A 26,608-nucleotide genomic window follows, 5' to 3' on the forward strand; every position below is an offset into this window, starting at 1 on the left:
CATAAAATGGAACTGTCAGCGCTGACTGCTGTTTCCCCGGTCGATGGCCGATATGGTACGAAAACGATTGCGTTACGATCGATTTTCAGTGAATTTGGATTGCTAAAGTATCGCACCATCGTTGAAATCCGCTGGCTGCAAAAGCTTGCTGCGACTGACAGCATCACAGAAGTGCCTGCGTTTAGTGATGAGGCCAATGCATTATTGGATCGCATTGCCGCTGAATTTAGTGAGCAAGACGCTGCGCGCATCAAAGAGATTGAGCGCACCACCAACCATGACGTCAAAGCGGTTGAATACTTTTTAAAAGAAAAAGTGGCTGACAACCCTGAGCTGAATGCTGTTAACGAATTTATTCACTTCGCTTGTACCTCTGAAGACATCAATAACCTGTCTCACGCGCTGATGCTTAAAGAAGCGCGCGATACCGTTATCTTGCCTGAGATGAAGCGCCTTGAAGCGGCGGTGAAAGATCTGGCTCAGCAGTTCCGTGATGTGCCTATGCTCTCTCGCACCCACGGCCAGCCTGCGTCTCCTTCGACCATGGGTAAAGAGATGGCGAACGTTGCCTACCGCATGGCGCGCCAAATCAAACAAGTCGAGAGCACTGAAATTCTCGGTAAGATCAACGGCGCAGTCGGTAACTACAATGCGCACCTCTCAGCCTATCCAGAGATTGATTGGCACGCCTACAGCGAAGCCTTTGTCACCTCGCTTGGTATTGATTGGAACCCGTATACAACCCAAATTGAGCCGCATGATTACATTGCTGAGCTCTTTGATGCCGTCTCGCGCTTTAATACTATCTTGATCGATTTTGACCGCGATATCTGGGGCTATATTGCACTGGGTCACTTTAAGCAAAAAACCGTTGCGGGCGAAATTGGTTCATCGACCATGCCACATAAAGTGAACCCGATTGATTTTGAAAACTCGGAAGGCAACCTAGGGTTGGCGAACGCGATTTTCTCTCATCTGGGCCAAAAGCTACCGATTTCTCGTTGGCAGCGAGATCTGACTGACTCCACCGTGCTGCGTAACTTGGGCGTGGGTGTAGGCTACACCTTGATTGCTTATACCTCGACCCTTAAAGGGATCAGCAAACTGGAAGTGAACCAAGCGGCGCTCGAAGCTGAATTGGACAAAAACTGGGAAGTACTGGCAGAGCCCGTTCAAACCGTAATGCGTCGTTATGGGATTGAGAAGCCGTACGAGAAGCTGAAAGAGCTTACGCGCGGGAAACGTGTCGATGGTGAAGGCATGCGCCAGTTTATCGATGGCCTTGATTTACCAGAGCATGAAAAAGCGCGTCTTAAGCAAATGACGCCTGCCAATTATATTGGTGATGCGGTCAAGCTCACTGACAAACTTTAAGCAAAACACTCCCATACCTCACGGCCTCCATTTGGAGGCCGTTTTTTATCCCCCTCGCACCGCCCCGCTCAGCGCGTTATACTGCCGCAAATTTCTTAACCTGTGATGCTATGTATCAGTTTCAATTTTCCATTGCCGACTTTATGTCCACCTATTGGCACCAAGCGCCTACCGTTATCCGCCAAGGCTTTATAGACTTCGAGGATCCCATCGACCCAGAGGAAGTCGCAGGCTTGGCGATGGAAGCCGATATTGATTCTCGCATGGTGACACACGCGAATGGTCAATGGCAGGTTGCCCACGGACCGTTTGAGGATTTTAGCGACTTTCCTGATACTCACGCGCAACTGATTGTTCAGGCAGCCAACCACTGGCACCCGGGCGCCCGCGAGTTAGCCAGTGCCTTTTCGACACTGCCTCAGTGGTTATTCGACGATCTTATGGTGTGCTATTCCCAACCGCATGGCGGCGTTGGTCCTCATATTGATCAATATGATGTCTTTATTGTGCAAGGCCAAGGGCGTCGTCGCTGGCGTGTCGGACCCAAGGGACAGTATCAAGAAGCCAATTTGGAAACAGGTCTTAAGCAAATTACCGGCTTCGATGCCATCATCGATGTGGTGTTAGAGCCGGGCGACATTCTTTATATCCCACCGGGCTTTCCGCATGAAGGGGATACGCTAGAGCCCTCGCTCAGTTACTCAATTGGCTATCGCTCACCAAAAGCCCGCGAGCTATTGAGTAGCTATGCCGACCAAGTTATCGTCGATGAAGCAGGCGACCATCATTTCCATTGGCCAGCCATGCAAGCACAACCCGACGCGCCGGCAGCATTGGATCCACAACATCTCGCGCAAATGGATGAGATGATGATGGCGTTAATGCACGACGAAACCCGTAAAAAGCGCTGGATTGGCGAGTTTCTCTCTCAGGCTCGACACGAGCTCGACTTGCTCAGCCCCGATCCGCAGTGGCAGCCTGATAGCCTCAAAGCCGCCATGCAAGATGGGCTTTGCTTAGAAAAACTCAGTGGCTTGCGTGCGTTTTATCACCCAGACCAGCCTGAAATGATTTTTATGCTCGGTGAAAGCTTTGATTTACCCGCAGGGTGTGAGTCACTCACCCCAGCGTTATGTAATCAGCGCTTTATTGATTGGGAAACCCTCGGCGATGCCGCTGACAATAGCCTGTTTTGGCCGATGCTCACGCTTTGGGTCAATCGCGGCTACTGGTACCCCCTAGAGGAAGCACCAGAGTAACCGCGTCTCATCAAGGTTATACTTTAAATTGGGCCGTGAGCGCACGCTGGCGGCCTGCTAACCCTTCAAGCTGGCTAGCGATGCTGGCGGTGGATTCAGCATGCGACAAGAGTTCATCACTGCGCTGACGAATATTCGTCACGTTTTGGGTGACATCGCCTGAGACGGCACTTTGTTGTTCAGCCGCAGCACTTATTTCACTATTCAGATCCATCATCTCCTGCATCGCCGCACGTATTTGATCTAGGCTAGTTACGGTTTCTTGCACTTTTTCCGCGGTATGATCTGCCAGTTGATTGCCATCGTGAATAGCAGAGACAACGGAGTCAGCCCCTGACTGCAGCGAGTCAATAACGGTACGGATCTGCGAGATAGACTGGTTGGTTCGCTGGGCCAATTCTCGGACTTCATCTGCGACCACCGCAAACCCGCGTCCCTGCTCCCCTGCGCGCGCCGCTTCAATGGCCGCGTTTAACGCAAGCAAGTTAGTTTGCTCTGACATGGTATCAATAACGGTTAAAATCTCGGTAATGTCTTGGCTGCTTTTATGTAAAGCTTGCGCATCATGCGTGGCACCATTGAGGGTCTCGACCAAGCGCGCCATCGCTTCAGACGAGGTTGTGACAATCGCCTCTCCACGCTCCGTCGCAGTGTTCACGGCACTGGCCGCGCTTAGCGCGGATTCGGTATGGCGGGCGACTTGCGTCGCCGTTTGCGTCATTTGTTCCGAGGCCGTTGCCACCGCGTCCAAGCTTGAGACTTGTTCACGACTACCATCTCGAGTTTGCGCCGCCACGCGTGATACTTCTTTAGCGGTGTGTTCCGCTTCTTTAACGCTATCAATCACATTTGCCATGATGGGCTGGAGCTTATCGAGAAAGCGATTAAACCGCCCAGCTAATACGCCAATTTCATCGCGGTTTTTGAGGACAATGCGCTGAGTCAGATCGCCATCACCATCCGCAATCTCCGCTAACCGAGAGGCTAAAAAGCGTAATGGTTTAACGATTTGCCGAGCAGCAAGACTCACGACGACTAAAGCCAGTAGAATGGCAATCACGCCCAAGGTACGCTCAGTTGTGGCGGCTTGCGCGCGTTGCGCGGTTATCTGCAACGCTAGCTGTGTCGCACTCGCCAGCAATGCTTGTTCCGGCAGCGAAATGAGCACTCCCCATGTTGCTCTGGGTAACGCAATCGGCACATAGGTCATTAATTGGCTTTGCTGCCACTGCGTTTTCGCGTCCCCTGCACTTACCCACTCTGACAGCTGAGATGGTGCATAACGCAATTGCGAGATATCACTCCCCAATGCATTCGGCTCATCGGTTGCCACTAGCTGACCACGCTGGCTGATCACACTAATATGCCCACGGCCGTCAAAGAGTGCTTGGTCCGCTTGCTCAATCAAGGCTTGTAGATCATTCAATTGGATCTCAATCCCCAGCACACCGAGCACGTCACTATCACGCATCAGCGGTGAGGAAATCGTAACATGTAAGCCTTCTGTGTCGCTTTGGGGAGCAGACACACAAGCTGTACCTTGGCTGAGTGGGCATTGATACCAATAATTGCTGGGCTGCCCGGAGGCGGTGCGGGCGGTATCATTAATTTGTGATTCGCTCAGCACTGATGGCGTCAACTGGTCACCACGCTTTTGCCATAGACTGGCAAAGCGGCCAGCGGCATTGGCGCCACGTTCGCTGTCTAATTGGTAAAACTCATCTTCTTGGTCAAGTGCATTGGGCTTAAACACGACAAACGCTGCTTGTACACTGTCGAAGTTCATGACCGAGCGACGGACGAGTTCATTAATCGAGCCGCGAAGCTCACCACTATCCGTAAAATTTTGCTCCGCGTTATACTGTAAATACACCACACTTTGGGCCAGCATTTGTGCGCGGTACACCGCCTCATCAAGCGAACGTTGAACATGGGTGGCTTGCACTTGTGCTTGGCTTGTCGCTAAGCGCTGTGCGGATTGTTTTAAGCTCTGCGTACTCGCAGCGCTGACGGTTTGATGGAATTGCTGATTCACGTACGACGAAAAACTCAGCAGCGCTGCTGCCGTAATGGCAACACACGCGCCAGCCACTAGCGTGACTTTCCATTGGATTGAAAGGGATTTCATGACAGCTCCTTGTCATTACAACGCACTCGCATAACGCCAGCGCTATTCTCATCCTTGAAACACTTGTAACTAGACCATAACAAAAAAGCGCAGGCGATAAACCTGCGCTTTCCCATATTTTGCTTTTTTACGGTAAGAACCCTAAATGACTTATCTGTCTTTCGGGTCTAACGCATCGCGTAAACCATCACCGACATAGTTAAAGCAAAACAGTGTCATCACCATAAAGGCCGCAGGGAAAAGCAATTGCCAAATCGCGAGCTCCATCGTTTGAGAGCCCTCTTGCAACAACGCCCCCCAACTGGTCATCGGCTCTTGCACCCCGAGTCCCAAGAAACTTAGGAATGATTCAAACAAAATCATATTGGGCACAAGCAAGGTCGAGTAAACCGCAACAATACCGAGCACGTTTGGCACGATATGGCGCGTAATGATATGGCGCGTACTCACCCCTGAAACATGCGCGGCTTCGACGAACTCTTTGCTGCGTAAACTCAGGGTTTGACCACGAACAATACGCGCCATGTCTAGCCATGCAATACAGCCGATGGCCACGAAGATCAGAACGATATTACGGCCAAAGAAGGTAACCAATACAATCACGAAGAACATGAATGGAATAGATTGGAGGATTTCGACCAAACGCATCATGACAGCATCGGTGCGGCCGCCAATAAAGCCAGATGTGGCACCATATAGAGTACCAATCAACACCGCGACGAGTGCCCCCATGACACCGACCATAATCGAAATGCGTCCGCCCATCATGGTGCGGGTAAACAAATCACGTCCTAGCGCATCGGTACCAAACCAATGCCCCTCCATACCAAATGATGGCGCAGCATGAATAGCATACCAGTCGGTCGCATCGTAGGCATAGGCACTTAGGTGCGGCCCAATAATTACACTAAGACCAATCAAAAACAGGATGACCAAACTTGCCATCGCCGCACGGTTGCGTCGAAAACGCACCGCAGCATCTTGCCATAAGCTTCGACCCTTCACATCGACTTGTTCAGAGAAGCTCTCGAGGGCGTCAATATTTTCTTTTTTCGTCAGCATTATGTCACCCCTAGTAACGGATCTTCGGATCGATATACGCCAGCAGGATATCGACGATAGCGTTAAACAGAATGGTGAGCGTACCAATTAAGATGGTGCAGCCCAGTACCAGTGAATAGTCGCGGTTAAACGCTGCGTTCACGAATAACTTACCGATGCCAGGCAAACCAAAGATGGTTTCAATCACAACCGAACCGGTAATAATCCCCACAAACGCAGGCCCCATGTAGGAAACAACCGGTAGCATCGCCGGCTTCAGTGCATGCTTAACAATAATTTTGGGGTAGCTCAGTCCTTTCGCGCGAGCGGTACGAATGAAGTTACTGTTCAAGGTTTCAATCATGCTGCCTCGAGTGACACGCGCAAATGTTGCCACGTAAAGCAGCGACATGCCTATCATGGGTAGGATCATGAACTGCCAGCCACCACCTTGCCAGCCACCAGCAGGAAGCCAACCGAGATTAATCGAGAAGATGTAAATCAACACCGGGGCGAGAACAAATGATGGCATTACTACCCCAAGCATGGCTGTCGACATGATGGCATAGTCAATCCAGGTGTTTTGCTTAAGTGCCGCAATGGTGCCAATCGTGACCCCAAACACTAAAGTGAACAAAAACGCCAATGCGCCGATTTGTGCAGATACTGGAAATGCCCCCGCGATCAGTTCGTTCACCGAGAAATCGATGTATTTAAATGAGGGACCAAAGTCACCCTGTAAAATATTGCCAAGGTAGGTGGTGTATTGTTCGAACACCGGCTTATCCAAGCCATACTTAGCATTAATGTTGGCCATTACCTCTGGGGGTAACGGACGCTCACTTGAAAAAGGGTTGCCGGGCGCAAACCGCATTAAGAAAAAGGAAACAGTGATCAATACCAACAAAGTTGGAATGGCTTCCAAAATTCGCTTAGCGATAAATTTCAACATAGCTGTACCGTATCGTTTTGAGAATCACAGCGAGCGCTGTCTGAATAGACCTCACAGACAGCGACAGCCAGCCAAGGAAGTCGCCGATGGCGACTCCCTTAGTTAGCTGTGAATCAGGAGTTTATTCCGCTTTAATGTAAAGATCTTTAGAGTAGATCTTCTCTTCAGCGTTATTCGCAGGGAACCCGCCCACTTTCGGGCTAAGGAGACGCGCTTTAACATACTGATAGATAGGCGCGATAGGCATGTCTTTCGCCATTTGCGCTTCTGCGTCTAGGTACAGTTGCTCACGCTCAGCATCATCCGTGGTTTCCATCGCTTTTTGCATGATGGCATCGTAGGCTTTGCTGTCGTAATGCACACCGCCTGATGTATTGGTACTACGCATCAGTGTTAAGAAGGTAGAGGCTTCGTTATAGTCACCACACCAACCGGCGCGTGCCACATCAAAGTCACCTTCATCCTTGGTGCTCAGGTAAGTTTTCCACTCTTGGTTGTTGAGCTCTACATTCACACCCAGCTTGTCTTTCCACATTTGACCAATCGCAACGGCCAGTTTTTTGTGGTTCTCACTGGTGTTGTAGAGCAATGAGAAATCAAGTGGATTACTTTCGTCAAAACCGGCTTCCTTGAGAAGACGTTTTGCTTCTGCATCACGCTCTTCTTGGGTCATTTTCGCATAAGCCGGTAACTCTGGTGAGAAGCCCGCTGTAATTTCTGGCGTGAGGAAGTAAGCAGGCTTTTGGCCTTGGCCAAGTAGTGCATCAGTCACAACATTACGGTCAATGGCGTAAGACAAGGCTTTACGTACACGAACGTCATCAAAGGGTTCACGTTTAGTGTTGAACAGGTAATAGTAGCTACACAGGTTACCGACGATCGAAAGATCTTCAGGGTGCTCCTGTTTAAGACGACGGAAATGCTCGTTGGGAATTTCATACGTCATATCAATCTCACCGGCCAAGAAACGATTCATTTCCGAAACTTGGTTTTCAATGGGTAAGAAAGTCACTTTATCTAACGTCGTGTTTTCATTATCCCAATACTGTTCGTTACGCTTGAGATCAATGCGCTCATTGATTACCCAGTTATCAACGACATAAGCGCCATTACCCACAAAGTGCTCGGGTTTTGTCCACTGATCGCCATACTTTTCAACGACTTTTTGGTTGACTGGCTTCATGGTGGTATGACCCATCATTTTCACCAAATAAGGCACCGCTGTATCTAAGGTGACTTGCAGGGTGTGATCGTCGAGCGCTTTCACACCCAAAGTGTCTTTGTCTTTGGTGCCATCAACAATATCTTTGGCATTGAGCATATGGGTATAAGCGACATACCATGAGTATGGTGACGCGGTATTCGGATCGACAACACGTTTAAAGCTGTATTCAAAGTCGTGTGCGGTGACAGGATCGCCGTTTGACCACTTAGCATCCTTACGCAAGTAAAAGGTGAACACTTTGTTGTCTTTGTTTTCCCAGCGCTCTGCGACCCCAGGGATCACATTGCCGTCGGCGTCTTGGTTAACCAAGCCTTCCAGCAAATCACGAATGACGTGAGATTCAGGCACGCCTTGAGTCTTGTGCGGGTCGAGTGAAGCGACTTCTGCACCATTACCACGGACCAACTCTTGCACTTCAGCAAGTTTCGGCTCACCAGCAGGCGCTTCAGTTTTCGTTTCAGGGCTCGTTTGGGAGGTTTGTTTTTGCTCTGGTTCACTACATCCTGTAAGAGCCAGAGATAGGCCAGCGCCCATAAAGAGGGTTCGGGTGATCGTGTTTAGCTTCATCGTGTAACTCCATAACAATCGCTATATGCATCCGTGACAATCAACACAGGGGATAAAGCGTCCTTCGTGCCTAAACACGTATTGCTCACCGACCTGTGCGGATTAATGGCAAAACATTACCAATCAGCGCTGTGTTTTGCCACAACACTGAAGTATTTTGCCATAAAACGGCAATAAAAACTCATATTTAACTAGGCAAAAACATAGAATAAGAATATTACGCTGGTAAGAGCTGTCGCAGATAGCACTTTATTCACAGAAAGAATAAAAAAACCGAATAAATTTCCATTTATACTGTTTCTGCGTACTGGCTAGCCATTTGCGGCTATCATTCCGCTCTAAAAACGGACAAACCGCTATGACACTATTTATCTGCAGACGATCACACTCAGCTCAAACCCGAAAATGTTACTCATATGTAAATGATGCCACTAAACGCTATTTGTCAATAAAACTCAACCCTAACGCTTTACCATAATGTCAGAGAGGTACCACGGTCACAAAACAACCGCTCTCAGCGCTGATAGGAGCGACCAAATAAATAACATATTCATCAATATGTTAGTTAGGAGCAGTGAGTCTTCACCTCAGCCTAGATATAAAAAAGCCAGCGAATTTCGCTGGCTAGGTCAAAGAAATCAAATCCTATTTTTTGGCTTCATCGGTTTCGAAAGCGGGATGGTCCTCCTGAGCCGAGTCTCTATCCTGATCGTATAAAGAACGCCCTTCTTCCCGGGCTTTTTCCATTTGTGGTACTGCGTCGTGGATCATTTCTTTGATTTTCTTATTGCTATAGCGCTTGTGCTTCATTGTGTCCTCCTGAACAAGTAGCCATTCGGCACAGACACTCAAACTAAGGCGATTGGCGCCCTAAAAGACGTTTGAGTACAAACCGCTTGTGCAACATTTAAGCTACACTTTTATCACAGGAAAAGCAAAACACTGTCAATGGATACTCCACCGCGCGTTATCGACCGCTTACCGGATTGTTTTAATAACATTAAATGATAATAAGTCTCTGTTTAGACGAAATACCAATATCGTTGCTTTTTTGAGCAAATAAGATTGTTATTCGATTACATCTAGCCCATCATACACGTGATGGTGAGTTGTTCCCGACACCATCACAGTTTTCACTTCCGACAAAGAGCTACAACTGACAATGAGACCACAAGGTTCAACCTCTCGCCCACTGTGCGCGCGCGTTCGTCATGGTTACAACCCAAATAAGGGTAAAAAACCACAACGCGACAGCTAACAGTTGCGAGTGAAAGTAAAGAATTAATAGCCTCCCTTGGAGGCTATTTTTTTATCCAAAAATACCGACGCCATACCTTGCGATGTCGCTGAGCTCGGTTACTATGCAGCAACGTGCAACAATAGGGACATTGATGCCATGGCAACCTCGGTCAACCATCGCTACAAAATTTCTGAACTGGCAACACTCTTTGGCCTGTCACATCGAGCCATTCGCTATTATGAGGCTGAAGGATTAATCGCGCCTGAGCGTAAAGGTCAGCAGCGCTTATATCGATATCAAGACTATTTACGCCTGTCTCTTATTGTGAGGGGAAAACGCCTCGGCTTTTCTTTGGCAGAAATGAGAGAGCTTTTTGAACTGTACGACGCGGAAAAAAACACACCACGCGCACTCCAACAAATGATTCAAGCCATTCAGCAACGTCAACGTCGCTTGCAGCAACAACAAGAAGACATCCAAGCCATCATGGACGAGCTCAATCGCGCCGAAACTCAGTGTTATCGTCAACTCAGCAAGTGGAGTCGCCAACCGTCTTCATAAGCGTCATTGCAGAATAGTACAAAAGCTCATACATTTGCGTCGCAAAATGCGACTAAACCGATTCTACTTGTCTTAAAAACACCGGCTTCTCTTGTCCTTACTAGGATACATGGGCATTTAGAAAAGTAGGCACCCCTTTTGCAGTATCTAGATTACTAGACCGATTTATTTGCTCCTCAGGGGGTGCATTATGGCTCAATCTACACCGATTTTGTTTAACGACCGCCACATTCTACCTGGAGGTAGAATTCCGCTTCGTATCCCTGCGGGCAATGCGCTGAATACGCTCGTATTCGCCATGAAGCATGGGTTACCGTTGGGCGTGTGTATGGCGGACAGCAACAGCCAATGGCAACACACCAATATTGGCACCTTTGTCGATATCGAAGACTTCACCACCAGCCAGGAAGATGGATGTTTAGTTGTCACCGCCCGCGGCACTGCACGTTTTTCAATCCAAACTTTTAACCAACAACAGAGCGAGATGCTGTTTGCTTCTGTGCGTGCGCTGCCTCGCTGGCCCGATTGTCAAGTAGACGACCAAAGCCAACCCCTTGTCGAGCGATTACAGTCGATGTTTGAACGGTATCCAGAGTTGCAAAAAATGCACCGCCAAACCGAGTTTTCTAACCTAAGCTGGCTGTGTCAGCGTTGGCTCGAATTGCTGCCGCTTCCGACTACAGAGAAACAGCAGCTGATGGCCAACAACTCTTGTGGCACCACGCGGGATTACCTTCTTAGCATGATGCAAGATCCGCATTAACGCGGCCAAAAAAACGGAAAAGCGGTGACGGGTCGAGCGTCACCTCTTTATCCCCCTATTTTTAGTGCTGCCTTGCGATTTGGCCTATTCACTTAATTTGGTGATTTTATAGGCAAGGGTAACCCCCACAGTTACCCTTTTTTATTGCCAATTCACAAAACCCTGCTCTGACTTTTACACTTTCGGTCACTTATTCAGTAAACTCAGCGTTTACGAACATAGCACATCGAACGGTTACTCATGACCTTATCGCCTCTTTCTGATCGAACAACCCGCATTGTCGCCATTGGCGGCGGACACGGACTTGGTCGCGTGCTGTCGGCGCTAAGCGAGCATGGCAGTCGTGTCACAGGCATAGTCACCACTACAGATAATGGCGGCTCGACGGGCCGTATCCGTGCTTGCCAAGGCGGGATCGCATGGGGAGATATGCGTAACTGTCTTAATCAACTCATCACGGAACCGTCTGTCGGCTCCATGCTCTTTGAGTACCGTTTTAAAGGTAAAGGGGAATTAAACGGTCACAACCTCGGGAACTTGATCCTAACCGCATTAGATAACCTGTCGGTTCGTCCGCTCGAAGCCATTCAGTTGATCCGTGATTTGCTGAATGTAAAAACACATATTCTCCCTATGTCAGAGCACCCTTCTGATCTCGCTGCGCTGACCGCCGATGGGGAGACGGTGGCTGGAGAAACCCATATTGATGAGCTTCCTCAACCACCCTCAAGACTATTCTTATCACCGACAGTGCCTGCGACACGCGAGGCCGTCGAAGCGATTGAGTTGGCGGATGTCATTTTGCTCGGACCAGGAAGCTTTCTGACCAGCGTCATGCCCCCATTACTGGTTCCTGAACTCAGTCGCGCTCTCAAACAGAGCCAAGCCAAAATCGTCTTTATTCGTAACCTAGGTAAAGAGTTGGGGCCTGCCGGCGCGATGCCCTTGGCAACCATGCTGACATGGTGTGAACGAGCGATGGGCGGACGAGAAATCAACTGGGTGCTGGGTGAAACCGCAGAGGCAAGTTTAGCTGAGCGTTATCAACAAAAAGAGGCCCAATTGGCCTCTTCAAATCACAGTTGGCGTCATGACAGAGACAAGCTACGTCAAGCTATTGATGAAGTCCTGCTCAACAGCTAAGTCTCGGTAAGTCGAGGCTGTGCCGCGCAGCATATCGGTCAGCTCGTCCAAATGGTGTGACATCCACTCATCTTGTCCTTGACGGACACGAGATTCACATTCACGGGCCATTTCCGCTAAATCGTCTGCGCCAAAGCTGGCGGCGCTGCTTTTAATCGCATGACTAATTTCTCGTACCTGTTCAATAGACGGTGAGCCTGAAAGCTGAGAATGATATTGGGAAAGCTCATCGCTGAATACCGTTAAAAGCACGGTGACAGTATCTTCCCCTACTTCCAAAGCCAGTCGACGTAATGTTTCAGTGTTCACTGTGGTGGCCATACATCCGCTTCCTATCATTAATTCGCCGCAGTTTTTTGCCAAGCTTGTAATTTTCTATAAATGGTCGAGGGGCTAACTTCCAATAACCCTGCTGCTTGCGGAATGTTGCCATTACAGGCATCAATCGCTACTTCAATGGCACGCTTTTCCGTTTTCCAAAGCGGTTCGATATCCGATTTACTGATTACAGTCAGGTTATCATCACTCTGTTCGCGTGCCGTCAACGTTTGCAGTGCCACCTCTGACCGAGTGTTCGGATGGGACGATGCAATTTCGACACCAGATGCGCGCGCGAAAGGAGGCGGAAGCATTTCGGCAGTGACTTCCTCACCATTGTGCAGCACCACTATATTGCGAATTACGTTCTGAAGTTGGCGAACATTTCCGGGCCAATCATACTCAAGCAATTGTTTTACAACGGCTTCATTAAAGCGACAAAAATCTTTTCCTTCCTCGGCAGAAAACAGCGCCAACAGGGCATTGGCAATTTCTAGGACATCACTGCCTCTGTCTCTTAATGGTGGAAGCGCGAGTGGGATCACATGGAGTCGATAGTATAAGTCTTCGCGAAACTTTCCTTGCTGAACCTCTAACCAAGGATCCCGGTTTGTGGCGCACACAAAACGGACATCCACTTTTTTTACCTTTGAAGAGCCGACTTTTTGAAACGTGCCGGTTTGGATAAATCGCAGCAATTTGGATTGCAAATCCAAATCCATTTCGCAAATCTCATCCAAGAACAAGGTGCCGCCATCCGCTAACTCCGCTGCCCCATCACGCTCAGCCGCTGCACCTGTAAACGCACCTTTCACGTGACCAAATAGCTCACTTTCAATCAAGTCTTTGGGAATCGCCGCACAGTTCAAGGCAATAATAGGTTTATTGCTGCGCGTACTTGCCGCATGGATTGCTTCGGCACACACTTCTTTACCCGTGCCACTTTCCCCGGTAATAAAGACGGTGGCTTTACTGGGCGCCGCCGATTCTATAACTCGATAGACCGCTTGCATGGGTAAACTGCGACCGATGAAGCCATGATATTCTCCCTCTTGCCGTTCAGACTGCGATTGACTCGCTACTTTTGGCTTGAGTGATTTATTCACCGTCACCCTAAGTTGATCTGCTTCACACGGCTTGATCAGAAAATCGTTGGCGCCATTGCGCATCGCATCCACCGCCGCGTCAATAGACCCATGCGCGGTCATAATGATCACCGGCAAACTTGGCGCGTTCGCACGGACATGAGCCAATACGTCGATCCCCGACATATCCGGTAAACGAAGATCGAGTATAATTAGCGCGAGCTGATCACCCTGTTGTGCAAAGAAATTCAGCGCTTCCTGACCCGTCCCAACGATCTCTACCTCCACATCAAGTGGGTTTAGGTAAGATTTGTAAAGGGCAGCCACTGACGCGGTGTCTTCTACCATCAGTATGCGTTTACTGTGTGATAGTGTTGGCATTTGTCCTCCGAGGGTGGCGTCTCGCATCCCATAATCGATGAAATTGTTATGCGTCACGCTCATAATAATTGCGCGAGCGTATGCGAAATGCGTTGCATTATGCAATCACATTTGCAGTTTAATGATAACAACTCACTAAAACCACACGGTTTGTCCATGTAAAGCCGCATTATAATAGTTGGCACGCTGAATGCATAACAGAGGATGACCCTTTTGGGGTCACCTAGCCAACTGACGTTGTTTGTGAGTACATGCTCACTGAAACACTACAGCCAACCTGTCGTTTTAGGTTGGCTTTTTTTTATTTAGCTATTCGCGATAAACTGCTCTCGCAGCACTTGAATTTGATCGCGTAATTGTGCCGCGCTTTCGAACTCTAAGTTTTGCGCCGCTTCATACATCTGTCCTTCCAGCTTCTTAATTTGAGCATCAATGGCTTGAGGCGATTGCAGTGTATAATCTGCATCCGGCTCTGCCACAGCGCGAAGCGACTTCATGGCTGGCTTACCTTTCTTCACGCGTTTACCCGCCGCCATTTCCATCACATCCATGACTTTTTTGTTCAATTTCTGCGGGGTGATGCCATGTTCATTATTATAGGCAATTTGTTTAGCTCGACGTCGTTCGGTTTCATCAATCGCCCGTTTCATCGACTTTGTAATACTGTCGCCATATAAAATCGCTTTACCGTGGAGGTTACGCGCCGCCCGCCCGATGGTTTGAATCAAAGAACGCTCAGAGCGCAAGAAGCCTTCTTTATCGGCATCCAAAATAGCGACCAGAGAGACTTCTGGCATATCAAGCCCCTCACGAAGCAAGTTGATCCCGACCAATACGTCGAACTCCCCCAAGCGTAGGTCACGAATGATTTCCATACGTTCCACCGTATCAATATCAGAATGAAGATACCGAACGCGAACGCCATGCTCTTGCATATACTCAGTCAGATCTTCGGCCATGCGTTTGGTGAGCGTGGTCACTAACACCCGCTCATCGCGCTCTCGGCGCGCTCGAACCTCGGAAAGCAAATCGTCGACCTGCGTCGCAACAGGCCGTACCTCAATCTCAGGGTCAATCAGGCCGGTAGGACGCACTACTTGATCAATCACATCTCCCGCGGACTTCTCAAGCTCATAATTACCCGGCGTTGCGGAGACATAGACCGTTTGCGGTGCCAGGGCTTCAAACTCATCAAATTTTAGCGGGCGATTATCAAGTGCTGATGGCAACCTAAAGCCATAATCCACGAGGGTTTCTTTTCTTGAGCGGTCGCCTTTAAACATTGCCCCGATTTGAGAGACAGTCACGTGCGACTCGTCGATAATCAACAGTCCATCGGCAGGCAGATAATCGAACAGCGTCGGAGGTGGCTCACCCTCAGCGCGTCCACTCAGATAGCGCGAATAGTTTTCAATTCCTGAGCAATAACCCAACTCGTTCATCATTTCGATATCGAACTGCGTCCGCTGAGTAATGCGCTGCTCTTCGAGAAGTTTGTTATTGTCGAGTAGATACTTTTTCCTGTCAGCAAGCTCCACTTTGATTTTCTCGACCGCATCCAAAATCCGCTCTCGCGGTGTGACATAGTGCGTTTTGGGATAAATCGTACACCGCGGAATATCTCTGGCACTGACTTGGCCAGTTAAGGGGTCAAATACGCTAATGGTTTCAACTTCATCATCAAATAGCTCAACGCGGATGGCATCTTGATCAGACTCGGCGGGGAAAATATCAATGACTTCACCGCGCACCCGAAATGTGCCTCGCTCAAACGCGAGATCGTTGCGCGTATACTGAAGCTCGGCGAGCCGCTTTAAGATAGTACGCTGATCAAGCAAGTCGCCTCGGCGAATATGCAGCATCATTTTTAAATAGGAATCGGGATCCCCCAAACCATAAATAGCTGACACAGAGGCCACGATTACCACATCGCGTCGCTCCATCAGCGCTTTTGTTGCAGAGAGTCGCATCTGCTCTACGTGATCGTTTATTGATGCATCTTTCTCAATAAAAGTATCGGTAGAGGGTACATAGGCTTCCGGCTGATAGTAGTCGTAGTAGGAAACAAAATACTCAACCGCATTATCAGGGAAAAACTCTCTCATCTCGCCATAAAGTTGCGCCGCTAATGTTTTGTTAGGGGCAAGAATCATGGTCGGACGATTAAGCTCTGCAATTACATTCGCCATGGTGAAGGTTTTTCCCGACCCCGTGACCCCTAACAAGGTCTGATGTGCAAGCCCAGCTTCCAACCCCTCACATAATTTATTGATTGCTTCAGGTTGATCACCGGATGGTTGGAACGAAGAACGAAGAGAAAATGTTTTACTCATCAAGCTATCCTTTTGGGCCACAAGCCAATCACGCTATTGTCCGGACTCACTTTATCGAGTCAATCTGTCGAGCCATTTTACCAAAGCGAACGACAAATCGATCTTTTTTATCCATAAACGTTGACCTTAAAAAACGACCTAGATAGACTGTCTTTCCGCTTTAGGAAATCTCCGCTAAAGACACTTTCAAAACGCCAACACCTAGGCAAAGTCACAGACTTTTTTCGATAATCTATCCCCGCTATTCACTCATCGCTTGTTTTTTAGACTGTGCATAAGCATACATCGGGCCGTACTCTCACAACGTTCATTCTTAGGAAAAAACACCAATTTTCATTACCTTAACCAAAAAACATAAATGGATTGATTTTCGCTGCACGCATAAAATCAACACCATAGTGACTTCCTCAAGATCTGCACACACACTTATCCACAGAATTTGTGGGTAACTCCGCAGAAGCCTTGTGCACTCTGCCTTCTCACCAGTCAAGACATACCATACAAGCCAAAGATGGAAAACTTGCCGTTTTGCACGAATTGTCAACATATAGCGTTCACCTTTTCAACACTCAGTCAAAAAGGTCAAAATTCTTCACTGCATCCCGTTGACACCCCTAAATCTGCTCGCTAAGATTCGCCCCGCTTTCAAGGCAATTCCCCCTTAGTTCAGTTGGTAGAACGGCGGACTGTTAATCCGTATGTCGCAGGTTCGAGTCCCGCAGGGGGAGCCACTTTTGTGAGAAATTATGCGTTTCGCATTGCCTGTATCATTTCTGCTATGCAGAATATGTCGCAGGACTAGGCGTCCCCGTTGAGTCCCAAGGGGGAGCCACTTTTCACCACATCGTGAGCGTTATTGTTGAAAAGCAATTCCCCCATAGTTCAGTTGGTAGAACGGCGGACTGTTAATCCGTATGTCACTGGTTCGAGTCCAGTTGGGGGAGCCAATTTTTTGTCCGATGACAGACTTAGTTATGCAAGCTAACCGTTCCGCTATGCGGAATGTGTCACTGGGCTAGGCGCCCCCGTTGAGTCCAATCGGAGGAGCCAATTTCAAAAAATCTGTTCCCCCTTAGTTCAGTTGGTAGAACGGCGGACTGTTAATCCGTATGTCGCAGGTTCGAGTCCCGCAGGGGGAGCCACTTTCTTTATCACATCGATATTATCCGTAAGTGTTTACCCTATCTGCGGCGCAGATTATGTCGCAGGACTAGGCGTCCCCGTTGACTCCCGCAGGGGGAGCCACCTTCCTTATCACACCGATATTGTCTCTAAGTGTTTACGCTATCTGCTGCGCAAATTATGTCGCAGGACTAGGCGTCCCCGTTGACTCCCGCAGGGGGAGCCACCTTCTTTATCACATTGATACTGTCTGTAAGTGTTTATCCTATCTGCGGCGCAGATTATGTCGCAGGACTAGGCGTCCCCGTTGACTCCCGCAGGGGGAGCCACTTTCTTTATCACATCGATATTATCCGTAAGTGTTTACCCTATCTGCGGCGCAGATTATGTCGCAGGACTAGGCGTCCCCGTTGACTCCCGCAGGGGGAGCCACCTTCCTTATCACACCGATATTGTCTCTAAGTGTTTACGCTATCTGCTGCGCAAATTATGTCGCAGGACTAGGCGTCCCCGTTGACTCCCGCAGGGGGAGCCACCTTCTTTATCACATTGATACTGTCTGTAAGTGTTTATCCTATCTGCGGCGCAGATTATGTCGCAGGACTAGGCGTCCCCGTTGACTCCCGCAGGGGGAGCCACCTTCTTTATCACATTGATACTGTCTGTAAGTGTTTATCCTATCTGCGGCGCAGATTATGTCGCAGGACTAGGCGTCCATTACATGGCGTCCCCGTTGACTCCCGCAGGGGGAGCCACCTTCCTTATCACACCGATATTGTCCATAAGTGTTTACCCTATCTGCGGAGCAGATTATGTCGCAGGTCTTTCTCAATCACTCTCCAAGCCGCTGCGCTTTTTTACATCACCACAAAACTGATCGTCTCAATGTCTTATCCACTACCCTCTAGTAAGCGTTGTGATGGTCCGTTACGCAGTGCTTACACGAACCAACACAAAAACCCTGCTTTACAGCGGTTGTTATAGCCGCGCCAAAGGCCGATAATAGGCAGATCACAAAAACATTAAATGATTAAACAGCATGGCTGAGTATTTGTTGCTTTTAGTGGGCACGGTATTGGTCAACAACTTCGTACTGGTGGAGTTTTTGGGCCTGTGTCCATTTATGGGCGTTTCAAAAAAACTGGAAACTGCAATAGGTATGGGTCTGGCAACGACGTTTGTGCTGACCCTTGCCTCGGTGAGCTCATATTTGGTTGAAACCTATATACTGGTCCCACTTGAGCTGGGTTATCTGCGAACGCTGAGTTTTATCTTGGTCATCGCAGTCGTTGTGCAATTTACCGAAATGGTAGTGCACAAAACTAGTCCCACTCTGTACCGCTTGCTTGGCGTGTTCCTGCCTTTGATTACATCGAACTGCGCCGTTCTTGGGGTCGCGCTGCTTAATATCAAGCAACAACACAGTTTTATCGAGTCCATCATCTATGGGTTCGGTGCAGCTTGTGGTTTCTCGCTGGTGCTGGTGCTTTTTGCCGCCATGCGTGAGCGTATTGCGGCCGCTGACGTACCCGCTCCGTTTCGCGGCGCCTCAGTGGCAATGATCACGGCCGGGTTAATGTCTCTCGCCTTTATGGGCTTTACAGGATTGGTGAAGTTGTCATGAGTGGAATTGTTATTGCCGTTGTGGTTATTGCGGCACTGGCAGCCATCTTTGGTGCCATCCTCGGTTTTGCGTCGATCCGCTTTAAAGTGGATGCGGACCCAATCGTGGATCAAATTGACGCGATTTTACCCCAAACCCAATGCGGCCAATGTGGCTATCCGGGCTGCCGTCCCTATGCCGAGGCCATTGCAAACGGCGACGATATCAATAAGTGCCCGCCCGGCGGCCAACAAACCATTGAGAACTTAGCCGACTTGATGGGTGTCGAAGCAACAGAACTTGCGCATGACGAAGAAAAAAGCGTCAAAAAAGTCGCCTTTATCCACGAAGAAGACTGTATTGGTTGCACCAAGTGTATCCAAGCCTGCCCAGTGGATGCCATCGTGGGTAGTACAAAAGCGATGCATACCGTTATCGAGCAAGACTGTACCGGGTGTGACCTGTGTGTGGCCCCTTGCCCCACGGATTGTATTGAAATGATTCCGGTACAAGACACACCGGAAACTTGGAAGTGGAAACTGGAACAAATTCCTGTGGTTGACGTAACAAATAAACAGGGAGCACAAGCTTGATGTTAAGCCTTATTGAGCAAATCAAACACGGCCAAGTTTGGGACTTCCATGGCGGCATTCATCCTCCTGAAAACAAAAAACAGTCCAATCACAGCGCCATTTTACCGGTAGCCATGCCAGAAACCTTGGTGCTACCGCTTAAACAACACATTGGCAGCAAGGGTAAACTGCTGGTCAAGGTTGGCGATCAGGTCTTAGCCGGCCAGCCACTGACCGAAACCGATATGCAGCAATGCGTTCCCATCCACGCCCCAACGTCAGGAAAAGTGATCGCGATTGAAGACAGAACCATCGCGCACCCATCGGGCTTATCGGATCAATGTGTGGTTATCGCACCGGATGGCAAAGATACTTGGGGACCAAAGCCACATTTACGTCAATATCGCGAACAAGCTCCAGAACAGCTGATCAACCATATTCGTGCCATGGGCATTGCCGGCATGGGAGGCGCAGGCTTCCCGACTGCACGCAAACTACAAAGTGGCGTCGCCCGCACCGAGATCCTGATTATCAACGCGGCAGAGTGCGAGCCTTACATCACGGCAGATGATCGTTTGATGCAAGATTGTGCCAACGAAATCATCACCGGCACCCAGATCCTCATGCATATTGTCAAACCCAAACTTGCCGTCATTGGCATTGAGGACAATAAACCCGAGGCCATCGCAGCATTAAAAGCAGCGGCAGCACAAGCTGAGCAAGAGATCTTAATTCAAGTAGTGCCCACCAAGTATCCATCAGGCGGTGAAAAGCAACTGATCAAACTGATCACGGGTAAAGAAGTACCCGCCAAAGCGTTTCCCGCCAGTATTGGTGTGCTGATGCAAAACATCGGAACGACCTACGCGATTAAGCGTGCGGTGATCGATGGCGAGCCCTTGATTCAACGTGTCGTCACCCTTACAGGGAAAACGTTACAAACACAGCAAAACCGCTGGGCATTATTAGGCACACCCATAGCGTTTTTGCTTGCCCAGCATGGCTACAAGCAAGATAAAAAATTACCCCGTGTGATTATCGGCGGCCCCATGATGGGCTTTACGGCGCCTCATGACGAGGTTCCCGTCACCAAAACCACTAACTGTATATTGGTCCCCACTCGCCGTGAAATCGCCCCTGCTCAGCAGGAAATGGCCTGTATTCGCTGTAGCGCCTGTGCTGACGCCTGCCCTGTCAATTTGCTTCCTCAGCAATTGCAGTGGTACGCCAAAGATCAAGACTACGACAAGTGCCAAGATTACGATTTATTTGATTGTATCGAGTGTGGAGCTTGTGCATACGTGTGCCCAAGCGAAATCCCTTTGGTGCAATACTATCGCCAAGCAAAAGCTGAAATACGTGAAATAGAAGCAGAGAAAGAGGCCGCCGAGCGCGCACGTCAGCGCTTTGAGGCTAAAAAAGCACGTATGGAGCGCGAAAAGCAAGAGCGTGAAGAGCGACACCGCCAAGCTGCAGAACGGCGCAAGCAAGCCGCTCAGCAGAATGCAGGCAACAATGATGCACTCGCAGCCGCTGTTGAACGTGTTAAAGCGAAAAAAGCCGCCCAGCAAAACAGTGACGTAAAACCTGCCGTAGCTGCAGCCATTGCTCGCGCCAAAGCAAAACAAGCGGAAGCCGCTAAAGCGGGACAAGAAACGCCCGACAATAGCGAAATGATGAAGCTGCGAGAGGCTCGCAAGCAGCAAGCTCGCGAGCGAAAAGCAGCAAAAGTAGCCGCAACTTCTGTAGAGGCAGATCAAAGCAGCGAAAAGAAAGATGCAGTCGCCGCTGCAATCGCCCGCGCCAAAGCGCGTAAAGCGGCTGAGCAATCCGATGCGCCTGCTAAACCAGCTCCCGCGACATCAGACAGTACCGATGCGGATGATAAAAAACCGGCGGTGACCGCGGCCGTCGCCCGTGCCAAAGCACGCAAAGCGGCTGAGCAATCCGATGCGCCTGCTAAACCAGCTCCCGCGACATCAGACAGCACCGATGCGGATGATAAAAAAGCGGCGGTGACCGCGGCCGTCGCCCGAGCCAAGGCCCGTAAAGCGGCTGAGCAATCCGATACGCCTGCTAAACCAGCTTCTGCGACGTCAGACAGCACCGATGCAAGTGATAAAAAAGCGGCGGTCGCAGCGGCCGTCGCCCGTGCCAAAGCACGCAAAGCGGCTGAGCAATCCGATGCGCCTGCGAAACCAGCTTCTGCGACATCAGACAGCACCGATGCAAGTGATAAAAAAGCGGCGGTCGCAGCGGCCGTCGCCCGTGCCAAAGCACGCAAAGCGGCTGAGCAATCCGATGCGCCTGCTAAACCAGCTTCTGCGACGTCAGACAGCACCGATGCGGATGGTAAAAAAGCGGCGGTGGCCGCGGCCGTCGCCCGCGCTAAAGCCCGTAAAGCAGCACAGCAAGAATCAACGGATAGTGAGGTAAGCCATCAAGCGCCAACACCATCTGCTGATCCACAAAACGATAAGAAAGCAGCTGTCGCCGCCGCCGTCGCGCGCGCTAAAGCGAGAAAAGCTGCCCAACAAACCAGTGAAGATAAGGAATAATTGCCGTGGCGTTTTTTATTGCTAGCTCTCCGCACGCCCACAACAAGCGCTCAACCAGTCAAATCATGCTTACAGTCCTTCTGTGTGCGCTACCTGGTTTGGCGGCCCAGTGGTACTTCTTTGGTTGGGGAGTCATCATTCAGTTGGCACTTGCCATCTCGACAGCATGGGCAGCTGAAGCGGTCGTTATGCGACTTCGTCAACGCCCCCCGCTTGCTTATTTACGTGATAATAGTGCGTTACTCACCGCATTTCTGCTCGCTGTGGCCATTCCACCGCTCGCGCCTTGGTGGGTCATCGTGATTGGTACGCTGTTTTCAATTGTTGTAGCGAAGCATATTTATGGCGGCTTGGGGCAGAATCTATTCAACCCTGCCATGGTTGGCTATGTGGTACTTTTGATCTCATTTCCTGTTCAAATGACCACTTGGCTTCCGCCAGAGAGTCTCGCCGCCTATCCACTCACCTTAGGCGATGCGTTATCTGCAATTTTCAGTGGTTTCACCTTAGACGGCTTTAGCGTTAACCAATTACGCATGACCGCTGATGGCATCACTATGGCCACGCCACTCGATACGATTAAAACAGCACTCGCTGGGGGTAAAACGGTCAGCGAAGCGCTTCAACAGCCTATTTTCAGTGCCATTGCTGGCGAAGGTTGGGCATGGGTAAATGCCCTATATTTGGTGGGCGGATTGGTGCTGATTCAACGCGGTATCATCAACTGGCATATTCCAGTTGCTATGCTATCCGCCTTGCTGGCCTGCGCGTTACTCGGCCATTTGATTGCGCCCGACCAGTTAGCCTCTCCGCTCGTTCACCTCTTATCGGGTGCAACCATGCTCGGGGCGTTTTTTATCGCCACGGATCCTGTTTCTGCCTCCACCACCGATAAAGGGCGTTTGTGGTTCGGCGGTATTATTGGGGTATTGGTTTTCTTAATCCGTACTTGGGGCGGTTACCCAGACGGTGTCGCTTTCGCCGTGATTATTGCCAATTTGTGCGTCCCTTTGATTGATTATTACACCAAGCCACGTACCTATGGCCACACCCATAAACGTGCAGAGAAGAAGTCACAATCATGATTGAAACCATTCGCAAACACGGTGGGATCCTTGCGATAGCGGCACTGCTCTCCACCGCGTTAGTTGCTATTACGCATACGCTCACCGAAGACACGATTCAAGAGCAACAACAAAGACAATTGGCGAAGGCCCTGAACCAAGTGATCCCTGAGTCAATGCACGACAACGCCTTACACAAGACCTGTCGTTTGATTCAAAATGCCGATGCACTAGGTACCGACGAAGCACAGCCTTTTTACGTTGCCACCCAAAATGACACAGTCACCGCAGTGGCCATCCAAGCCATTGCTCCCGATGGTTACAATGGCGCGATTAGCGTGCTCATTGGGATGGACGCCACCAGTCATAATGTACTGGGTGTGCGTGTTCTTGCCCACAACGAAACCCCCGGGCTGGGTGATAAAGTCGATATTCGTGTTTCAGATTGGGTGCAAAGCTTTGCGGGTAAAAAAGTGACGGCAGAGAACGATAATCGTTGGGCTGTGCGCAAAGATGGCGGACAATTCGACCAATTTACCGGTGCGACAATCACGCCTCGAGCCGTGGTTAAAGCGGTGAAAAAGGCTGCTTGGTATGTCAGCCAAAATCAAGATGTACTGATCAATCAGCCGATTAATTGTGGAGGTCAATGATGAACGCCGCCCATAAAGAGTTGATGAAAAACGGCTTGTGGAGCAACAATCCGGCCTTCGTGCAACTGTTAGGTCTATGTCCGCTGTTGGCGGTATCAGCAACCGTTACTAATGCTCTCGGTTTGGGAGTGGCCACCCTCGCGGTCCTCGTCGGCTCAAACCTCATTGTGTCTATCATTCGAGATTGGGTGCCCAAAGAAGTCCGCATCCCGATTTTCGTGATGGTTATTGCCTCTTTGGTAACCTGTGTGCAGTTGGTGATGAATGCCTATGCCTTCGGCCTTTATCAATCGCTTGGGATTTTTATCCCGTTAATCGTCACCAACTGCATCATTATTGGTCGTGCAGAGGCCTTCGCCTCTAAAAATCCTGTAGGACTATCAATCAGTGATGGCTTTTGGATGGGAACAGGAATGACCGCCGCTCTCGTGATTCTTGGCGCCATCCGCGAAATCTTGGGCAATGGCACCTTATTTGATGGTGCTGACCTATTGCTCGGGGACTGGGCCGCTGCGCTCAGGATTGAGATTTTTCAATTTGACACCAGCTTTTTGCTCGCCATTTTGCCCCCCGGCGCTTTCCTTGCGGTCGGGTTTCTCATTGCGCTGAAAAATATTATTGATAAGCACTTGGCCAGCAAAACAGAAAAAGACCAAAAACCTGTTATCGAGCGCGCGCGGATCACAGGGAATCAGTAACTGAGTAGCACGATGAACAAACAAAAGCGTCAAGAGATACTAGAAAGACTGAGAGACAATAACCCTAATCCTCAAACGGAGTTGAACTGGTCAACCCCTTTTGAGTTGCTTATTGCAGTGTTACTCTCAGCACAAGCAACAGACGTGAGCGTGAATAAAGCCACGGCAAAGCTCTACCCGGTAGCCAATACACCACAGGGGTTACTGGATTTAGGCGTTGAAGGCGTTAAACAGTACATCAAGACCATCGGGCTGTTTAACTCAAAAGCAGAAAACGTGATTAAAACCTGCCGCATCTTGGTCGAAAAGCACCAAGGCGAAGTGCCTGAAAACAGAGAAGCCTTGGAAGCCCTACCCGGTGTCGGTCGTAAAACGGCCAACGTGGTGCTCAATACGGCATTCGGTTGGCCCACTATTGCGGTCGATACGCATATTTTCCGCGTCTCCAATCGCACCAAGTTTGCTGTGGGCAAAAACGTGAACGACGTAGAAGAAAAGCTGCTCAAGGTGGTGCCAAAAGAATTCAAAGTTGATGTTCATCATTGGCTTATTCTGCATGGACGCTACACCTGCCTGGCGCGCAAGCCGCGCTGCGGGAGTTGCATCATTGAAGATCTGTGTGAATACAAAGAGAAAGTCTACCCCGAAAGCTAACCGCTACAGGTTAGTGACTGGTAAACGAAAAAAGGAGCAACGTCATGTCGAACGGCAGAATTTTACATACCATGATCCGTGTAGGAGACCTTGATCGTGCCATCAAGTTCTACACTGAGGTGATGGGAATGCGCCTACTGCGCACCAATGAAAATGAGCAATACAAATATAGCTTGGCTTTTGTCGGCTACAGTGATGAATCTGAAGGGGCGGTGATTGAGCTCACTTATAACTGGGGCGAGAGCGACTATGATCATGGCAACGCATTTGGTCATATCGCTATTGGTGTCGACGACATCTACGCGACCTGTGAGCAAATCCGTCAGGCTGGTGGAAACATTACCCGTGAGCCAGGCCCAGTAAAAGGTGGCAGTACTGAAATTGCCTTTGTGACTGACCCAGACGGTTACAAGCTCGAGCTGATCCAGAACAAAAGCGCGTCTGCCGGCCTAAACGGCTAACTCACGCGGTTAATTACCACGACTTAGAACCTATCCCAAAAGGGATTTATTCCAAACAATGAGGCCACAAGCAAAATGCAACATGGCCTCGTAGTTTTCGATTTTCTTTTCCCAACGAACAAGCAATCTACGATAACGGTTTAGCCAGCTATGAGTTCGCTCCACAACCCAACGATGAGCCTTAAAATCATCCGATTGCTTCAAGCTCGCGGCCTCTTCAGCACGTGATTGAACATGGGGAATGTAGTTCAAAGCAACCAGTTCATCATGTAACCACTGGCCTGTATAACCTTTGTCTAGGTACAAAGGTACTTTCAGCGGCGGCCGATAACACTCTAGTGCATCTAATGTTTGAAGTACCAGCTTAATGTCGTGGACGTTTGCGCCATCGCTAACAACAGCCAGTGGCAATCCATTCGCATCCGTCAACAAACTGCGTTTTACGCCTTGTTTCGCACGGTCTGTTGGGTTCTTACCTGTTTTTTTGAGCCAGCTAAAGGTGCTTTAGTTTGGCACCCGTCCATTGATATGGAACTCCAATCAACCCCTTCGTAAATCAGGCCATTTTGCCAAAATCGCTCAAAGACTCCTGCATCTCGCCACTCTTGAAAACGACGATGTGCAGAGCTAGAGGAACAAATACCTGTCGCGTTAAGCGCATTCCACTGACAACCAGTTCTGAGAACAAAGAGGATGCCGTTCATGGCATCACGATTATCGACTCTCTTTCGATGTGTTCCTAGAGGATGGTTCGTCTTGTGGATTGGTAAAAGCGGCTCAATTTTTGCCCAAAGGGCGTCAGAGATTAGGTATTGTGTCGAATTCATTTACAGTATTTTCAATAGGTGTTGAT

General features: G+C 49.5%; 22 protein-coding genes and 3 tRNA genes. 16 read left to right on the forward strand and 9 right to left on the reverse strand.

What is annotated here, in order from left to right; genetic code table 11:
* The first annotated feature begins 6 nt into the window (after nucleotides 1-6).
* Both purB and N7E60_RS09945 read left to right on the forward strand, forming a co-directional pair.
* On the forward strand, nucleotides 7-1,374 hold the full coding sequence (gene purB, locus N7E60_RS09940) for an adenylosuccinate lyase (protein WP_069587347.1): 1,368 nt from the start codon (nucleotides 7-9) through the stop codon (nucleotides 1,372-1,374).
* Nucleotides 1,375-1,484: 110 nt separating this feature from the next.
* Nucleotides 1,485-2,633, forward strand: a complete 1,149-nt coding sequence (locus tag N7E60_RS09945) for a ribosomal protein uL16 3-hydroxylase (RefSeq protein ID WP_096629403.1) — start codon at nucleotides 1,485-1,487, stop codon at nucleotides 2,631-2,633.
* Nucleotides 2,634-2,649: 16 nt separating this feature from the next.
* Here the strand turns inward: N7E60_RS09945 and N7E60_RS09950 are convergent, their stop codons facing one another.
* The 5 genes from N7E60_RS09950 to N7E60_RS09970 form a co-directional block, all read right to left on the reverse strand.
* Entirely contained in the window at nucleotides 2,650-4,761 is a 2,112-nt protein-coding gene (locus tag N7E60_RS09950) for a methyl-accepting chemotaxis protein (protein WP_269597380.1), read from the reverse strand.
* 150 nt (nucleotides 4,762-4,911) lie between these two features.
* Complete coding sequence (gene oppC / locus N7E60_RS09955; protein WP_069590927.1) at nucleotides 4,912-5,823, reverse strand: oligopeptide ABC transporter permease OppC; 912 nt, start codon at nucleotides 5,821-5,823, stop codon at nucleotides 4,912-4,914.
* Between the two features lie 10 nt (nucleotides 5,824-5,833).
* Nucleotides 5,834-6,754 carry an oligopeptide ABC transporter permease OppB gene (oppB, locus tag N7E60_RS09960; RefSeq protein ID WP_069590926.1) on the reverse strand — a complete coding sequence of 307 codons (921 nt, stop codon included), beginning with the start codon at nucleotides 6,752-6,754 and terminating at the stop codon, nucleotides 5,834-5,836.
* Between the two features lie 121 nt (nucleotides 6,755-6,875).
* A complete protein-coding gene (locus N7E60_RS09965; protein WP_269597381.1) occupies nucleotides 6,876-8,546 on the reverse strand; it encodes an ABC transporter substrate-binding protein in 1,671 nt (556 codons plus the stop codon).
* Between the two features lie 645 nt (nucleotides 8,547-9,191).
* Nucleotides 9,192-9,356 carry a hypothetical protein gene (locus N7E60_RS09970; RefSeq protein ID WP_157893162.1) on the reverse strand — a complete coding sequence of 55 codons (165 nt, stop codon included), beginning with the start codon at nucleotides 9,354-9,356 and terminating at the stop codon, nucleotides 9,192-9,194.
* A gap of 586 nt (nucleotides 9,357-9,942) precedes the next feature.
* Between N7E60_RS09970 and N7E60_RS09975 the strand changes: the two genes are divergently transcribed.
* From N7E60_RS09975 to N7E60_RS09985, 3 genes are all read left to right on the forward strand, one after another.
* Nucleotides 9,943-10,347, forward strand: a complete 405-nt coding sequence (locus N7E60_RS09975; protein ID WP_069590921.1) for a MerR family transcriptional regulator — start codon at nucleotides 9,943-9,945, stop codon at nucleotides 10,345-10,347.
* Nucleotides 10,348-10,537: 190 nt separating this feature from the next.
* The gene (locus N7E60_RS09980; protein WP_077640055.1) at nucleotides 10,538-11,110 is read left to right on the forward strand and encodes an LON peptidase substrate-binding domain-containing protein; all 573 of its coding nucleotides are present in this window, start codon (nucleotides 10,538-10,540) and stop codon (nucleotides 11,108-11,110) included.
* Nucleotides 11,111-11,350: 240 nt separating this feature from the next.
* Complete coding sequence (locus N7E60_RS09985) at nucleotides 11,351-12,253, forward strand: YvcK family protein (protein WP_269597384.1); 903 nt, start codon at nucleotides 11,351-11,353, stop codon at nucleotides 12,251-12,253.
* On the opposite strand, the gene N7E60_RS09990 is transcribed toward N7E60_RS09985, so the two are convergent.
* The 3 genes from N7E60_RS09990 to uvrB all read right to left on the reverse strand — a co-directional run bounded on the left by N7E60_RS09990 (nucleotide 12,215) and on the right by uvrB (nucleotide 16,370).
* Nucleotides 12,215-12,574 (reverse strand): Hpt domain-containing protein, encoded by a 360-nt coding sequence (locus tag N7E60_RS09990; RefSeq protein WP_069590917.1) that lies wholly within the window; start codon nucleotides 12,572-12,574, stop codon nucleotides 12,215-12,217. The genes N7E60_RS09985 and N7E60_RS09990 overlap by 39 nt on opposite strands.
* Nucleotides 12,575-12,591: 17 nt before the next feature.
* Complete coding sequence (gene luxO, locus N7E60_RS09995) at nucleotides 12,592-14,037, reverse strand: quorum-sensing sigma-54 dependent transcriptional regulator LuxO (protein WP_269597385.1); 1,446 nt, start codon at nucleotides 14,035-14,037, stop codon at nucleotides 12,592-12,594.
* Between the two features lie 305 nt (nucleotides 14,038-14,342).
* Nucleotides 14,343-16,370 carry an excinuclease ABC subunit UvrB gene (gene uvrB, locus N7E60_RS10000; RefSeq protein WP_269597386.1) on the reverse strand — a complete coding sequence of 676 codons (2,028 nt, stop codon included), beginning with the start codon at nucleotides 16,368-16,370 and terminating at the stop codon, nucleotides 14,343-14,345.
* 655 nt (nucleotides 16,371-17,025) lie between these two features.
* Between uvrB and N7E60_RS10005 the strand changes: the two genes are divergently transcribed.
* The 11 genes from N7E60_RS10005 to gloA all read left to right on the forward strand — a co-directional run bounded on the left by N7E60_RS10005 (nucleotide 17,026) and on the right by gloA (nucleotide 25,755).
* Nucleotides 17,026-17,101 (forward strand) — tRNA-Asn (locus N7E60_RS10005).
* 140 nt (nucleotides 17,102-17,241) lie between these two features.
* Nucleotides 17,242-17,317 (forward strand) — tRNA-Asn (locus N7E60_RS10010).
* 119 nt (nucleotides 17,318-17,436) lie between these two features.
* Nucleotides 17,437-17,512 (forward strand) — tRNA-Asn (locus N7E60_RS10015).
* Between the two features lie 1,019 nt (nucleotides 17,513-18,531).
* Nucleotides 18,532-19,116: an electron transport complex subunit RsxA gene (gene rsxA / locus N7E60_RS10020; RefSeq protein WP_069590073.1), complete on the forward strand. Its 585-nt coding sequence runs from the start codon at nucleotides 18,532-18,534 to the stop codon at nucleotides 19,114-19,116.
* A complete protein-coding gene (gene rsxB, locus N7E60_RS10025) occupies nucleotides 19,113-19,688 on the forward strand; it encodes an electron transport complex subunit RsxB (protein ID WP_069590072.1) in 576 nt (191 codons plus the stop codon). The genes rsxA and rsxB overlap by 4 nt, the downstream gene beginning before the upstream one ends.
* Nucleotides 19,688-22,225 (forward strand): electron transport complex subunit RsxC, encoded by a 2,538-nt coding sequence (gene rsxC / locus N7E60_RS10030; protein ID WP_269597387.1) that lies wholly within the window; start codon nucleotides 19,688-19,690, stop codon nucleotides 22,223-22,225. The genes rsxB and rsxC overlap by 1 nt, the downstream gene beginning before the upstream one ends.
* Before the next feature lie 5 nt (nucleotides 22,226-22,230).
* Entirely contained in the window at nucleotides 22,231-23,310 is a 1,080-nt protein-coding gene (rsxD, locus tag N7E60_RS10035; RefSeq protein WP_077455458.1) for an electron transport complex subunit RsxD, read from the forward strand.
* Entirely contained in the window at nucleotides 23,307-23,942 is a 636-nt protein-coding gene (gene rsxG / locus N7E60_RS10040) for an electron transport complex subunit RsxG (protein WP_069590067.1), read from the forward strand. Before rsxD ends, rsxG begins: the two co-directional genes overlap by 4 nt.
* Nucleotides 23,939-24,640, forward strand: a complete 702-nt coding sequence (locus tag N7E60_RS10045) for an electron transport complex subunit E (RefSeq protein WP_077455460.1) — start codon at nucleotides 23,939-23,941, stop codon at nucleotides 24,638-24,640. Before rsxG ends, N7E60_RS10045 begins: the two co-directional genes overlap by 4 nt.
* Nucleotides 24,641-24,652: 12 nt before the next feature.
* Nucleotides 24,653-25,294 (forward strand): endonuclease III, encoded by a 642-nt coding sequence (nth, locus tag N7E60_RS10050; protein ID WP_069590063.1) that lies wholly within the window; start codon nucleotides 24,653-24,655, stop codon nucleotides 25,292-25,294.
* Between the two features lie 44 nt (nucleotides 25,295-25,338).
* Nucleotides 25,339-25,755, forward strand: coding sequence for a lactoylglutathione lyase (gene gloA, locus N7E60_RS10055; protein WP_069590061.1), 417 nt, complete (start codon nucleotides 25,339-25,341; stop codon nucleotides 25,753-25,755).
* 30 nt (nucleotides 25,756-25,785) lie between these two features.
* Here gloA and N7E60_RS10060 read toward each other — a convergent pair.
* Nucleotides 25,786-26,582, reverse strand: a protein-coding gene (locus N7E60_RS10060; RefSeq protein WP_269597063.1) for an IS5 family transposase whose coding sequence is annotated in 2 segments (ribosomal slippage) — nucleotides 25,786-26,241 and nucleotides 26,244-26,582 — 795 coding nt in all. Because the reading frame shifts where the segments join, the coding sequence is not laid out codon by codon here.
* Nucleotides 26,583-26,608: the final 26 nt, after the last annotated feature.

This window comes from Salinivibrio proteolyticus (genome assembly GCF_027286365.1).
Lineage (GTDB): Bacteria > Pseudomonadota > Gammaproteobacteria > Enterobacterales > Vibrionaceae > Salinivibrio > Salinivibrio proteolyticus.

Bases quoted from the DNA above. Each gene is read 5' to 3' on its own strand.
- purB (WP_069587347.1), top strand. From the start codon at position 7: ATGGAACTGTCAGCGCTGACTGCTGTTTCCCCGGTCGATGGCCGATAT.
- N7E60_RS09945 (WP_096629403.1), top strand. From the start codon at position 1,485: ATGTATCAGTTTCAATTTTCCATTGCCGACTTTATGTCCACCTATTGG.
- N7E60_RS09950 (WP_269597380.1), bottom strand. From the start codon at position 4,761: ATGAAATCCCTTTCAATCCAATGGAAAGTCACGCTAGTGGCTGGCGCG.
- oppC (WP_069590927.1), bottom strand. From the start codon at position 5,823: ATGCTGACGAAAAAAGAAAATATTGACGCCCTCGAGAGCTTCTCTGAA.
- oppB (WP_069590926.1), bottom strand. From the start codon at position 6,754: ATGTTGAAATTTATCGCTAAGCGAATTTTGGAAGCCATTCCAACTTTG.
- N7E60_RS09965 (WP_269597381.1), bottom strand. From the start codon at position 8,546: ATGAAGCTAAACACGATCACCCGAACCCTCTTTATGGGCGCTGGCCTA.
- N7E60_RS09970 (WP_157893162.1), bottom strand. From the start codon at position 9,356: ATGAAGCACAAGCGCTATAGCAATAAGAAAATCAAAGAAATGATCCAC.
- N7E60_RS09975 (WP_069590921.1), top strand. From the start codon at position 9,943: ATGGCAACCTCGGTCAACCATCGCTACAAAATTTCTGAACTGGCAACA.
- N7E60_RS09980 (WP_077640055.1), top strand. From the start codon at position 10,538: ATGGCTCAATCTACACCGATTTTGTTTAACGACCGCCACATTCTACCT.
- N7E60_RS09985 (WP_269597384.1), top strand. From the start codon at position 11,351: ATGACCTTATCGCCTCTTTCTGATCGAACAACCCGCATTGTCGCCATT.
- N7E60_RS09990 (WP_069590917.1), bottom strand. From the start codon at position 12,574: ATGGCCACCACAGTGAACACTGAAACATTACGTCGACTGGCTTTGGAA.
- luxO (WP_269597385.1), bottom strand. From the start codon at position 14,037: ATGCCAACACTATCACACAGTAAACGCATACTGATGGTAGAAGACACC.
- uvrB (WP_269597386.1), bottom strand. From the start codon at position 16,370: ATGAGTAAAACATTTTCTCTTCGTTCTTCGTTCCAACCATCCGGTGAT.
- rsxA (WP_069590073.1), top strand. From the start codon at position 18,532: ATGGCTGAGTATTTGTTGCTTTTAGTGGGCACGGTATTGGTCAACAAC.
- rsxB (WP_069590072.1), top strand. From the start codon at position 19,113: ATGAGTGGAATTGTTATTGCCGTTGTGGTTATTGCGGCACTGGCAGCC.
- rsxC (WP_269597387.1), top strand. From the start codon at position 19,688: ATGTTAAGCCTTATTGAGCAAATCAAACACGGCCAAGTTTGGGACTTC.
- rsxG (WP_069590067.1), top strand. From the start codon at position 23,307: ATGATTGAAACCATTCGCAAACACGGTGGGATCCTTGCGATAGCGGCA.
- N7E60_RS10045 (WP_077455460.1), top strand. From the start codon at position 23,939: ATGATGAACGCCGCCCATAAAGAGTTGATGAAAAACGGCTTGTGGAGC.
- nth (WP_069590063.1), top strand. From the start codon at position 24,653: ATGAACAAACAAAAGCGTCAAGAGATACTAGAAAGACTGAGAGACAAT.
- gloA (WP_069590061.1), top strand. From the start codon at position 25,339: ATGTCGAACGGCAGAATTTTACATACCATGATCCGTGTAGGAGACCTT.